General features: G+C 65.3%; 12 protein-coding genes. 6 read left to right on the top strand and 6 right to left on the bottom strand.

All coding sequences use genetic code 11. The annotated features are described in order from the left end of the window. Positions 1–7 precede the first annotated feature (7 nt). On the top strand, positions 8–1,474 hold the full coding sequence (locus NXS98_RS13740) for a hypothetical protein (protein WP_283845589.1): 1,467 nt from the start codon (positions 8–10) through the stop codon (positions 1,472–1,474). Here the strand turns inward: NXS98_RS13740 and NXS98_RS13745 are convergent. Then, positions 1,441–2,571 (bottom strand): glycerate kinase, encoded by a 1,131-nt coding sequence (locus NXS98_RS13745; protein WP_283845590.1) that lies wholly within the window; start codon positions 2,569–2,571, stop codon positions 1,441–1,443. The genes NXS98_RS13740 and NXS98_RS13745 overlap by 34 nt on opposite strands. Positions 2,572–2,899: 328 nt before the next feature. Between NXS98_RS13745 and NXS98_RS13750 the strand changes: the two genes are divergently transcribed. From NXS98_RS13750 to NXS98_RS13765, 4 genes are all read left to right on the top strand, one after another. Then, positions 2,900–4,897, top strand: a complete 1,998-nt coding sequence (locus NXS98_RS13750; protein WP_283845591.1) for an MBL fold metallo-hydrolase — start codon at positions 2,900–2,902, stop codon at positions 4,895–4,897. 110 nt (positions 4,898–5,007) lie between these two features. Then, the gene (gene recA / locus NXS98_RS13755) at positions 5,008–6,099 is read left to right on the top strand and encodes a recombinase RecA (protein WP_283845592.1); all 1,092 of its coding nucleotides are present in this window, start codon (positions 5,008–5,010) and stop codon (positions 6,097–6,099) included. 271 nt (positions 6,100–6,370) lie between these two features. Then, positions 6,371–6,649: an acylphosphatase gene (locus NXS98_RS13760; protein ID WP_283845593.1), complete on the top strand. Its 279-nt coding sequence runs from the start codon at positions 6,371–6,373 to the stop codon at positions 6,647–6,649. Positions 6,650–6,661: 12 nt separating this feature from the next. Beyond that, entirely contained in the window at positions 6,662–7,387 is a 726-nt protein-coding gene (locus tag NXS98_RS13765) for a metallophosphoesterase family protein (protein ID WP_283845594.1), read from the top strand. A gap of 98 nt (positions 7,388–7,485) precedes the next feature. Here NXS98_RS13765 and NXS98_RS13770 read toward each other — a convergent pair whose 3' ends face one another. From NXS98_RS13770 to NXS98_RS13785, 4 genes are all read right to left on the bottom strand, one after another. Then, complete coding sequence (locus tag NXS98_RS13770; RefSeq protein WP_283845595.1) at positions 7,486–7,845, bottom strand: putative PII-like signaling protein; 360 nt, start codon at positions 7,843–7,845, stop codon at positions 7,486–7,488. Positions 7,846–7,853: 8 nt separating this feature from the next. Further along, positions 7,854–8,246 (bottom strand): fluoride efflux transporter CrcB, encoded by a 393-nt coding sequence (gene crcB, locus NXS98_RS13775; protein WP_283845596.1) that lies wholly within the window; start codon positions 8,244–8,246, stop codon positions 7,854–7,856. Positions 8,247–8,287: 41 nt separating this feature from the next. Further along, complete coding sequence (gene fabD / locus NXS98_RS13780) at positions 8,288–9,217, bottom strand: ACP S-malonyltransferase (protein WP_283845597.1); 930 nt, start codon at positions 9,215–9,217, stop codon at positions 8,288–8,290. A 139-nt stretch (positions 9,218–9,356) separates the two neighbouring features. Beyond that, positions 9,357–9,836, bottom strand: a complete 480-nt coding sequence (locus NXS98_RS13785) for an Lrp/AsnC family transcriptional regulator (RefSeq protein WP_283845598.1) — start codon at positions 9,834–9,836, stop codon at positions 9,357–9,359. 154 nt (positions 9,837–9,990) lie between these two features. Between NXS98_RS13785 and NXS98_RS13790 the strand changes: the two genes are divergently transcribed. Then, complete coding sequence (locus NXS98_RS13790) at positions 9,991–10,767, top strand: SIR2 family NAD-dependent protein deacylase (RefSeq protein ID WP_283845599.1); 777 nt, start codon at positions 9,991–9,993, stop codon at positions 10,765–10,767. A 52-nt stretch (positions 10,768–10,819) separates the two neighbouring features. Here the strand turns inward: NXS98_RS13790 and rny are convergent, their stop codons facing one another. Then, positions 10,820–12,388, bottom strand: a complete 1,569-nt coding sequence (rny, locus tag NXS98_RS13795; RefSeq protein ID WP_283845600.1) for a ribonuclease Y — start codon at positions 12,386–12,388, stop codon at positions 10,820–10,822.

The following is a 12,388-nucleotide window of genomic DNA, read 5'->3' on the forward strand; positions in this document are numbered from 1 at the left end:
CCTTGGTATGACGCCGGAACACACACCGCATCCGATGGAGAGCTGGCTGCGCCGGTACGCCCAAACGCGCCGGCAACAGTCCGGCCCGCCCTTCACGCTGCATCCGGCCGACAAGGAAACCCTGCTGGCCGAGGCCCGCAAGGTGCATGCGGCCTCCCAAACCCGGCCGCGTCCATGGTGGGCCTTCTGGCACGCCCTGGCCGCTCCCCGTTGGGCCATGGCTGCTGCGCTGCTGGCCGTGCTGGGCGTGGCTGTTTATTCCCTGTGGCTGGCTGAGCGCCCCGGCCTCAGCCGCGCCGATAATACGCTCGCCTTGCACAAAGCGCCGGCCGGCACCGTGGCCCGCTCCCTGCCCGCTCCGGCGCCGTCCCCCGCCGCCCTCCCGGAAAAAGAATCGCGGGAAAACCAGCCCGCCGTGACCAGGGACGCCGCCCCCTTGGCGGACCGTACCACCACCGCCGCCCTCCCGACTCCCCCTGAGCCAGACCGGCTGGAAGTCAAACGCGAGGAAGTCGTGGCTTTCCGGGCGGCGACCGTCGCAGAAGGCCGCGCTGCCGATGCCGCCCCACCCCCATCGCGAGCTGCGCGTGCCGAACGCCAGACCGATATAGGAGAGGGAGCCGTGCGCCGAAGCGCGCCCCCCGCCCCAGTGCTGGCCGCTCCGTCTCCCAATGTGGTCATGCGTGGAGCAGCCGCGCGCAACGGCGCCCCGGCCGCTCCCCCACCGCCCGCGCCGCCACCCATCGCCGACGCCGTGGAAGCGCAAAAAACAACCGCGCCAGCGGTGGCAGCGCCAGCGGCCCAAACCCCGCCTGTGCAACTTCAAAGTCTGGCAGACCTTTACCTCGCGCAACAAGCCGCGCCCCTGAGCCGTCCCGCCGCCGGTCCAGCCGAAACGCGCGTGCGCCTCATGCAATCCAGCCCCGGCGCCGCCGGCGGTGCAGCGCCAGAAACCGCGGCCGCCACCGCCCCATCCGCCGGCCAGTTCAGCGGTCAGGCGAAACAAGCCATGGCCGCCGTGGCACTGCCGGCGCCCGCCCCTGCCGAACGCCCCGGCCGCCGCTATGTCAGCATCCATGAAAACGCGCCTGCCGCACTCCCGGCCACTTTCCATCTCATGGTCAGCAACGACGTCGTGCGCGTGGTGGACGCCGACGGCACGGTGTACGAGGGCCGCCTGGAAAACCTCCCCGCGCCCGTGGCCGCCGCCAGCCGTCGTCAAACCAGCGAGAAAGCCTCGGCCCGCGAGCTGTTGTCGCCGTCCGCCCGAAAGAATGAAGCGGCGCCGCCTCCCTCCGCCGAGACCGGCAGGGTCTCCCGTGCCTTTCAAGTCATGGGCAGGCATCCGCGACTGCAGGAAGACATGATTATTACCGGCCAATGGCCGCCCGCGCCGGACGGCCTGCTGCGGTTGCAAATCCGCCTGGGCAGCGGGCCCCCTCAAACTTTGACCGTGCGCCCGGCGGAAAACTGAGCCGCCAGCCGGGCCGCGCCTTCCGTCACCCAATACGCCGCGCGCGCCTGCGCCTCCTCCGGAGTGGTTAAATCCGTCAGCCCCAGCGTGCCCGCAAACCACCGCCGCCAGCGCGGGGACGGTTTCACCACCCCGGCCAGCCCCAGGCAGGGCAGGCGGCGCCGCGCACACCACTGCGCCAGCTCGCCCACGCCCTTGCCCATGAGCGACGAAGCATCCAGCGCGCCCTCGCCGGTAAGCACCACATCCGCCCAGCGCAGGGCTTGTGCCAGGCGCGTTTGCCGGGCCAGCAGCGCAAAACCCGGCGCCAGCCGGGCCTGCAGAAAAGCCATCAACCCGAAGCCCAGCCCCCCCGCCGCCCCGCTGCCCGGCTCGCGATGAAACGCCCGCCCGCGCGCGCGTTGCATCACCAGCGCCAGCCGCCGCAGCGCCGCTTCCGCCGGCGCAAAATCGGCCGGCCCCAAACCTTTTTGCGGCCCGTAAATGCGCGTGCATCCCCGCGGCCCGAGCATACGGTTTTGCACATCCACCGCCACGGTGATGCGCAACGGCAGCCGCCGCCGCGGCGGCGCCACCCGCTCCAGCCGCGCCAGCTCCGTCCACGATTCCAATGGCTGCTCCTGCGCATCCCAAAATGTCCATCCCAGCGACCGCGCCAGTCCAAAACCCGCGTCATTGGTGGCGCTGCCGCCAATCCCCACCAGACAGCGCCGCGCCCCTTTTTCCGCCGCGGCGCGCAGGGCCGCGCCCAGCCCATAAGTGTCCAACTGGCGCGGATGAAACTGGCCGCGCGGCAGCAAGGCCAGCCCGATAATCCGCGCTGATTCAATAATCGCGGTTTTTTGCCGCGGCTCCCACCACCATGTCGCCGTCAGCGGCCGATGCGCCGCATCCACCGTCGCCAGCGTCATGGGGACCGCGCCCAGCGCGGAGCTGAGCACCTCGCCAAATCCATCCCCCCCATCACTGATGGGCAGGCAGCGCACCTCGTCTTGCGGCCGGGCCTGCCGCCAGCCTGCCGCCATGGCCGTCGCGGCGGCCGCCGCGGTCAAGGTGCCTTTGAACTTGTCCGGTGCGATGAGCACACGCAGGGGCATGGCCCTATCATGGGCCGGAAGCGGCGGCGCGCGCAATGGCAATTCACCTGGCTCCTTCATCGTTGCCAATGGAGTAACGTCTTCCACGGCGTCCTTCCCTGCGCCAGCCTCTCGCCCCAATGAAACACGCCACACTGAAGTACCCTTCCGCCACCCAGCCGGCGCTTCCCTTCCTCTCCCTCCGGGCGAGGGCCAGGGTGAGGGGCACTTCGCTCTCTTCGTTCTCTTTGTTACCTTCTGTTTCTTCAAGCTGTCCCCCAAACCGCGGCAAGCCTCCCCCCTCTCAAGGTGATTGTCTGCTGGCGCCGGTCCGCTAAAATCACCGCCGATGAAAATCACCCGCTTTTCTCGCCTCATCCCTTGCCTGCTGCTCTGCCTCGCCCTGCCGGGCCTGGCCGCCACCGCCGCACTCCAGCCGGTGGACGCGGCGCGTTTTCCCCAGCTCTTTCAGTGGACGGATACCTGCAACGTGTACGTGCTCCGCGAGGGCGACGCCGCGCTGTTGATTGACCTGGGCGACGGCTCGGTGCTCGAACGCCTGCCGGACCTCGGCGTGCGCCGCGTGGAATGGGTGCTCTTCACCCATCATCATCGCGAGCAATGCCAGGGCGCCCCCCGACTCGCAGGCAGCCAGACCCAATTCGCCGCGCCCGAGGCCGAGCGGGAATTGTTCGAGCAACCGCTGAACTTCCGCCAACTCCACGTCAGCCTGGGCGACCGCTTCACCGTCTATGGCGCCAGTTACGTGCGCCCCCCCATTCAACCCATCCCGCTGGCCCGCGCCTTCCGCACCAACGACACCTTTACCTGGCGCGGTCACGAATTCCGCTGCGTGGCCACCCCCGGCAACAGCCCCGGCAGCATGACCTACCTCCTCCGCCAGAGCGGCCAATGGCTGGCCTTCAGCGGGGATTTGATGCTGGCGGGCGCGCGCCTGCACACCTGGCACGACAGCGAATGGGACTACGGCTTCGGCGCCGGCATCCGCGCGTTGCGCGATTCCACCGCCCGCCTTGAAGCACTTTCCCCCGCCCTCATGCTGCCCGCCCACGGCCCGCTCATTCCGCAACCTGCCCCGCAACTGCGCGCTTATCAGGAAACCCTCCAGCGCTTTGAAAAATTATACCTGCGCGGTTATGACGTCGGCGCCGCCGATGCCCACCAGGACAAAATCAGCGCCCCCACCGCCATTTCCAACGTCGTGCAAATCTCGCCGCATCTCTTCAAATTCAAGCGCCCGGGCTTCTGGGGCAACTTCGTCCTGATTCTGGCCGACACCGGCCGCGCGCTGGTGGTGGACTGCGGCTTGTTGGGCGAAGCCATGTTGGACGCCGCCCTCGAGGGCCTGCGCCAGCATTACGGCCTCAAAGCCGTGGATGCCGTCATCGTCACCCACATCCACGGCGACCACTTTCTGGAGGCGCCGCATTTGCGCGACCGCTGGGGCGCCCAGGTCTGGGCGCTCGACAACATGGTGGACAAGATGGAGCGCCCCGAGCGGTACAACTACGCCGCCATGATTCAGGCCTACGGCAAAAAACGCCCCAATGGCGCCGTCGTCCGCAGCGTCCAAGTGGACCGCGCCTTCCGGCCGGGAGAAAAATTCAACTGGGAAGGCTACCGCTTTACCGTGGACTGGATGCCGGGACAAACCGAGTTTGCGCTCTGCCTCCACGGCTTCATTGACGGGCGCAAAGTGGCCTTCACCGGCGACAACCTCTTTGGCGATCCCGACAATCCCGCCCACAACGGCCACGAAGCCGTGGTGGCCTTCAACAGCGCCATTTTGGAAGAAGGTTATATCTACGCTGGTGAGTATTTGAAACGGTTGCAGCCCGATTTGCTGCTCGGCGGACACTCTTTCGTCATGCCCCGGCCCGCCCAGCTCATCGAGCGTTACCGCCAGTGGGCCTATGCCATGCGCGACGCCTATCAAGGCCTGAGCGCGGAAAAAGACTACCGCTACCTGTTCGACCCCTTCTGGGTCCGCGCCGAACCCTATCGCGTCTCCCTCCCGGCGGGCGGCCACGGCGATTTTCAACTGCACGTCCGCAACTTTCTGCGCGTCCCCCAGCGCCATCGGATTGCCGTGCATACACCGCCGGGATGGAGCGCCGAGCCGGCCGTGCTGGAAGGCCGGTTGCCCGGCGAGTCGCGGCGCGCCTTCCCCGTGCGCCTTCACGCGGGCGCCGCCACCTCGCCCGGCGCGCACCTCGTGGCCTTCGATGTCACCCTCGACGGCCAGCGGTACGGCCAGCGTTTTGATGCCCTGGTGGAAGTGACCCCCCACACCCCACGCACAACCCCGGCCAGCGAGCCACACTGAACCATCGTGCCGCACCCTGAATCCTTCCAACAACCCGCGGCCCCGTTCATTCCATCATTGACTTGACCCCCTTAAGCCGTTATTCCCCACCAGAACAAAAACACGAACCTATGGCCGCCAAATCCGCCGATAAAACCACTGCTGAAACCAAAGCCGCCAGCGATGCCGCCAAGCTTCAGGCCGCCCGCCAGCGCGACCTGGAAAACGCCATCGCCACCATCACCAAGGCCTACGGCGACGGCGCCATCATGCGCCTGGGCGAAGCCCGCGCCGACCGCCAGATTGAAGTCATCCCCACCGGCGCGCTCGCCGTGGACCTGGCCCTGGGCGTGGGCGGCATTCCCCGCGGACGCATCGTCGAGATTTTTGGCCCGGAATCTTCCGGCAAAACCACCCTCATGCTGCACGTCATCGCCAACGCCCAAAAGGCCGGCGGCCAAGCCGCGTTCATTGACGCCGAACACGCCCTGGACCCCGCTTATGCCAAACGCCTGGGCGTGAATCTGGACGAGCTCCTCGTCTCCCAGCCCGACAGCGGCGAAGAAGCCCTCAGCATCTGCGAAACCCTCGCCCGCTCCAACGCCCTGGACGTCATCGTCGTGGACTCCGTCGCCGCTCTCGTCCCCAAGGCCGAACTGGAAGGCGAAATGGGCATGGCCACCATGGGCATGCAGGCCCGCCTCATGAGCCAGGCCCTCCGCAAACTCACCGCCATCCTCGCCAAGGCCCGCACCACCTGCGTCTTCACCAACCAAATCCGCGAAAAAGTCGGTGTCATGTTCGGCAATCCCGAAACCACCCCCGGCGGCAAAGCCCTCAAGTTTTACGCCAGCGTCCGCATTGACATCCGCCGCCGCGACAGCATCAAAGACCCCGCCGGCAACGTCGTCGGCAACCACGTCAAAGTCAAAATTGTCAAAAACAAGGTGGCCCCGCCCTTCGCCGAAGCCGAGTTCGACATTCTCTTCAATCACGGCATCAACCGCGAAGGCAGCATCCTCGATGTCGCCATTGAACAGGGCGTCGTCGAGAAAAAGGGCGCCTGGCTCCAATTCGCCGGCGAGCTTATCGGCCAGGGACGCGAAGCCGCCGAACGCGCCTTGCGCGAAAATCAGGCCCTGGCCCAGAAAATCATCGAGGCCATCATGGCCAAACGCGCCCAGGCCCAGGCGGCGGCCGAAACGGCCGGCAAAACCACCTAACCTGACACCGCGCCGCAGCAGTGGAATCCCACCCCAGCCAGCACATGACCGGCCAGCGAATGAGCCCGCCCCGGCTCCGGCCAGCCGCGCCATTTTGGCACTGTTCACTTTTTGCGCCAACTGCGTGAGCTTGGCGCAAACGGCGGAAACCGGACTTTATCGGCACTTGGGTGAAATCTTCGCATTTCTTCATTGTCATCCGGGCCAAACTCTGGCTTGATGGGGCGGGCGGCTTAGTCCCGCCCATGCCAGGTGCCCGAAATGCAAGGGCATGAAACGAGAACGTGTCAGAGTCTATTATTCCGGCCGGGTGCAGGGAGTGGGTTTCCGGTACACGGTAAAATCCCTGACGCCGGGTTTTGAAGTTTGTGGAACGGTACGAAATTTGCTTGATGGTCGGGTTGAACTCGTGGCTGAAGGGCCGCGCCCGGAACTGGAAGCTTTTTTGCAAGCGGTGCGGGACTCAGCCGTAGGCCGGTTTATCCGGCACGAGGCCATTGAATGGCTGGAAGCCAGGGGTGATTTGCGCGGATTCCAGATTACGGGATAAACGGGACTGCAGATGACCAGGTACGCGATTATTGCCGATATCCATGCCAACCTCGAGGCCTTCAAGGTCGTGTTGGAGGATATCAAGGCCCAGAATTGCACCCATGTGGTGTGCCTGGGGGATGTGGTCGGCTATGGCGCCAACCCCAAGGAGTGCCTCGACATCGTGCGCGAAATGAAAATCCCCTGCATCAAGGGCAACCACGATGAAATGTGCTCGGTGGACAAAAACCTCGAGGGCTTCAACCCCTACGCCGCCGAAGCCATCATGTGGACGCGCGACCAGCTCACCGAGGATGACCGCCAATGGCTGCGCGACCTCAAGTATCAGCGCCTCATCGCCAATTTCACCATCGTCCATGCCACCCTCGACCTGCCCCATCAATGGGGGTATGTGTTCGATAAACTAATGGCGGCCGCCAGTTTCACCTACCAGAACACGCCCGTCTGTTTCTTCGGCCATACCCATGTGCCCCTGGCCTTCATCCGCGACTCCGTCGTCCGCGGCGGCACCTATTCCAAGTTCAAGGTCGAGCCGGGCAAAAAATACTTTGTCAACGTCGGCAGCATCGGCCAGCCCCGCGACAACGACCCCCGCGCCGCCTACGTCGTGTACGACCTGGATGAAAACACCATCGAGCTGCGCCGCCTCGAATACGACATCCCCACCGCCCAGAAAAAAATCCTGGCCGCCGGTCTTCCCGCCCGCCTGGCCGAGCGCCTGGCCTACGGCAAATAAACCCGCCCCGCCTCCGCGCCTGCAGTCCTTGGTCTAGGCTTTTGCCCTTGGGCGAGGGGATTTTTGCCGGATTTCGGTTTTCCCCTTGTTGCTCGGGCTCAAATGCTCACTGGCTCGGACAAGTCCGGGTCGCTGCGGTAATCTATCACCCGCACTTTTTCCAGCGTCACCAGGCCGCCCTTCATCACCTCGTCCAGCCACGGCAGCAACTGCTGGATTTTTTCCTCCGTGTCCACAATCTCAATCACCAGCGGCAAATCCATCGAAAGCCGCAATATTTTGGCGGTGTGCAGCCGGCTGGAGCGGCCAAACCCCATCGAGCCGCGCAAGACCGTGGCGCCCGCCAGATGCATTTCCCGCGCCTTCAACACAATGGCTTCGTAGAGCGGACGCGCGCCGTGCCGGTCGCTTTCCCCCAGAAAAATCCGCAACAACATCGCTTCTTTGGGCAGGTGCATAAGAAGGCTCAGGAAAATTTTTGATTGATGTACATTCCCACAAAATACCCCGCCGTCACCGCCGCGAGGCACAGCACCACCGACAAAGCGGCGTTAGCCGCCGCCCAGCCCCATTGCCCCTCCCGCATGAGGGTCAACGTCTGCCAGCTAAAGGAGGAAAAGGTGGTGTATCCCCCCAGGAATCCCAGCAGCAGAAACTGCCGCACCGAAGCCCCCAGCCAAAACCGCCCATCCGGGTCGGTCACGGTGGCCAGCAGCCCAATCAGAAAACTGCCGCTCACATTCACCAACAGGGTGCCCCAGGGGAACACCTCGCCCACGCGGCTGGCCACCCAGCCGGACATCCAATAGCGGGCCACGCTGCCCAGCCCGCCGCCAATAAAAATCCACACTGCATTCATGGCCATGCTGGGGCGCCGCGCCCGGGCCTCCCCCGCCGCCGCTACCCGGCCAGCGCCTTGACCGTGGCCTCCAGGCTCGGCACATCGGCCACATTCAGGCACTGCGCGCTTTTGTCAATGCGCTTCATGAAACCGCTCAGCGCCGTGCCCGGCCCCAATTCGATGAACCGGGTGAATCCTTGCGCCAGCAGGTAGCGCATGGAGGCCTCCCACCGCACCGACGCGGTGACTTGTTCCACCAGCCGCTGCCGGATTTCCTCCGGCGCGCCATGCGGCTGGGCGGTCACGTTGGAGATGACCGGCACCGCCGGCGGGCGGAGGGCAATGCGCTCCAGCTCCGCCTGCAATTTGGGCTGGGCCGACGCCATCAGGGGCGAGTGATAGGCCCCCGCCACCACCAGCGGCAACGCTCGTTTGGCCCCGCGGGCCTTGGCCAGCTCGCACGCCCGCTCGATTTGCCCAGCGGCGCCCGAAATCACAATCTGGCCCGGACAATTCAAATTGGCAATGGACACGCCCGCCGCCTCGCAGACCTGCCGGCATTCCGGCTCTTCCAGCCCGATAATCGCCGCCATTCCGCCGCGCGTGGCATCGCACGCCTCCTGCATGAACCGCCCCCGCTGGCGCACCACCCGCAAACCATCCGCAAAATCCATCGCCCCCGCCGCCGTCAGCGCGGTGAACTCACCCAGCGACAATCCGGCCGTGGCCTCGAAGCGCAGGCCGGGGCAACGCTCCTTCAGCAGCTCCAGCGCCACCCAGCTCACCAGAAAAATGCCCGGCTGGGCGTTTTCGGTCTTGGTCAGCTCCGGCTCCGGGCCATGGAAGCAAATGGCGGCCAAATCATAACCCAGCGCGGCGTTGGCGCGCTCAAACCAGGCCTGAGCAGTGGGAAATTGCGCGGCCAAATCTTTGCCCATCCCCACCACTTGGGCGCCCTGTCCAGCAAACACTAATGCAGTTTTACTCATAAATGGCCCGACATTAAGCCCGAAAGCGTCCCCGCTGAAAAGCCTGAATTATGCCTTGCGCCGCCGCGGGCGCCCGCCCGGAGCGGGTGGCAAACCGGCTTGGCCGGCCCCCTCGCCTTCCTCAAACGCCGCTGCCGCGCTACGGGGTGACCGGCAACCGCCCGTTGTTCTCCTCCCGATGCATCAGGATGCCCTCCACCTTGTACGGCTTGAGCATGAAATGGGTGGCCGTGCTCAACACGCCCTGGATGGTGGCCAGTTTCTCCGACACAAACGCCGCCACTTCCCGCAAATTATCCCCCTCCACCACCACCAGCAAATCATACCCCCCTGACATCAGGTAGCAGGAGCGCACCTCGTCATACTTGGCAATCCGCTCCGCCAGGCGGTCAAAGCCGCCGCCGCGTTCCGGGGTGATTTTCACCTCAATCACCGCGCGCACCATTTCCACCCCGAGCTTTTCCTCGTTGAGCACGGCATGCGTGCCCAGAATAAGCTGCTGCTCCTCGGCAGCTTTGAGCCGGGCGCGCACCTCCTCCTCGCTGAGGTTCAACATGGCCGCCAATTGCGCCGGTTGCAGGGTGGCGTTATCGCGCAACAACTTCAAAATCATTTCCATGCCAGTTCATGTACCACGCCTGCCCGCCCAGGGCCAACGAAAAAGCCGCCGCCCTTCCCCACCGCCAGCCCGCGGGGTCTGAGGCCAAGCGGGGAGCGGCCGCCGGCCAGAATATTCACTGGTCTTGGGTGCAGCCGTCGTGCATCCTTGGCGCATGAGCACCAACGGCGTTGTCTTTCCCCCTGAATTAGTGCAGGCCATGCGCCAGGCCGGGCACATTGTCGCCTCCACCGGCGCCGGGGTTTCCGCCGAAAGCGGAGTGCCCACCTTCCGGGATGCCCAGACGGGCTTCTGGGCGCAGTTCAAGCCGGAGGAACTCGCCACCCCGGAGGCGTTTGCCGCCAATCCGGAGCGCGTCTGGCAATGGTACGCCGTCCGGCGGCGGCGGGTGCGCGAAGTGCAACCCAATCCGGGGCACCTCGCGCTGGCGGAAATGGAGCGGCGGGCGCGGCGGTTCACCTTGATTACCCAAAATGTGGACCGGCTGCATCAGCGCGCAGGCAGCCGCAACGTGGTGGAGTTGCATGGGTGCATTTTGAGTGTGCGCTGCCCCCGGGGCCATCATGTGATTGAGGATTATCAGGATGCCGCCGATGAGGCCGTGCCGCGGTGTCCCCTGTGCCAGGCGTACCTCAGGCCGGCGGTGGTGTGGTTTGGAGAGGAGCTGCCGGCGCATGCCCTGGAAGCCGCGGACACAGCGGCGCGGCAGTGCGAGGTTTTTCTTTCCATCGGCACCTCTACGCTCGTGTATCCGGCGGCGCAGTTGCCCTTCACGGCCCTCGAATGCGGCGCCACCGTCGTAGAAATCAATCCCCAGCCCACCCCCTTGACCGATTCGGCCACCTACACCTTTCACGGGCCAAGCGGGGTGATTCTGCCGCAGTTGTTGAAGGCCGTTTGGGGGGAAATGGCGGCGCCTCAAAATCCATAAGAGGTGGGCGGAACGCGGTACTCCCGGTCCCTGGGGGGGAAACGGCCGGGAATTATTTGGCCAGCTCCACGCAGCGGGTTTCGCGCAGCACCACCACTTTAATCTGGCCGGGGTATTGCAGCTCCTCCTCGATTTGCCGGGCGATGTTCCGCGCCAGCACCAGCGCCTGGGCGTCATCCACGCGCTCCGGCTGCACCAGCACCCGCAGCTCGCGGCCGGCCTGTACGGCAAAGCATTTGTCCACGCCAGGGAAGGAGCGGCCGATGCGCTCCAAATCCTCCACCCGCTTGAGGTAGGTGGTCATGGTTTCAATGCGCGCCCCCGGGCGGGAAGCACTGATGGCATCGGCGGCGGCCAGAATGGCACTAATCGGCCCATCCACCTCCACATCCCCATGATGCGCGGCCACCGCCTTGACCACCACTTCCGGCTCGCCGTGGCGCTTAATCAGCTCCGCCCCCACCAGCGCATGGGCGCCTTCCACTTCATGGCTCACAGCCTTGCCAATGTCATGCAGCAGGCCGGCGCGTTTGGACAACGCCACATCCACGCCCAGCTCCCCGGCCATCAAACCGGCCAGGTGGGCCACTTCCACGGAGTGCTCCAAAATGTTCTGCGAAAAACTGTGCCGGAAGTGCAACCGGCCCAGCACTTTCAGGATTTCCGGATGCAGGCTGTTGACCCCGGCCCGCAAGGCCGCCTGCTCGCCGTAGCGGTAAATGGTTTCATCCATCTCCTGGGTGACCTTGGCCACCACTTCCTCGATGCGGGTGGGATGAATGCGGCCATCCTGAATGAGCCGTTGCATGGCCTCCCGCGCAATTTCGCGGCGCACCGGGTCAAAGCCGCTCAACACCACGGCGTTAGGCGTGTCATCAATCAACACCGTCACCCCGGTCGCATTTTCAAAGGCGCGAATGTTCCGGCCCTCGCGCCCAATAATCCGGCCTTTGATTTCCTCCCCGGGCAGGGCAATGGTGGCGGTGGTGGATTCAAAAGTCAGGCTGCCAGAGTAACGCTGAATGGCCAGGCTGACGATGAACCGCGCTTTTTCGTCCGCGGTGTGGCGCGCCTCCTCCAGAATCCGCCGGGCCAGCGCGGCCGCCTCGTGGGCGGTCTCGGCTTCCACCTCCCGCAACAGCTCCGCCCGGGCGGCCTCGGCGCTCAAATGGCACAGGGATTCGAGCCGTTCACGCTGCTGCTTCATGAGCGCCGCCAAATCCTCCTGTTGTTGGGCCAGAATCTCGGCTTTGCGCTGGCATTCCTGCTTTTGAGTTTCCAGGGCGGCTTCGCGTTCGAGAGCGGCTTTGAGCTGCTGGGCAAGGAGGGCTTCGCGCTGGGCCAGGCGCTGCTCGGCTTCCGACACTTCACGCCGCCGGGCAGCCAGCGCCTGCTCGTTTTCCTGGCGCAGCTTCATGGCCTCCTCGGTGGCGGCCAGGCGCGCCTCGCGGGTGATGGCCTCGGCCTCTCTCCGGGCGTTTTGCAGGATTTGCTGCTCTTGCTGGGCCAGGGCTGAGCGGGCGCACTTCTCCCGCCAGCGTGCCAGCAGCAAACCCAGAATCACGCCCCCGGCCAGAGCTGCCAACCCGATCGGGGTCTCAATTCCAGCAAATAACATCAT

This window comes from Fontisphaera persica, assembly GCF_024832785.1.
GTDB lineage: Bacteria > Verrucomicrobiota > Verrucomicrobiia > Limisphaerales > Fontisphaeraceae > Fontisphaera > Fontisphaera persica.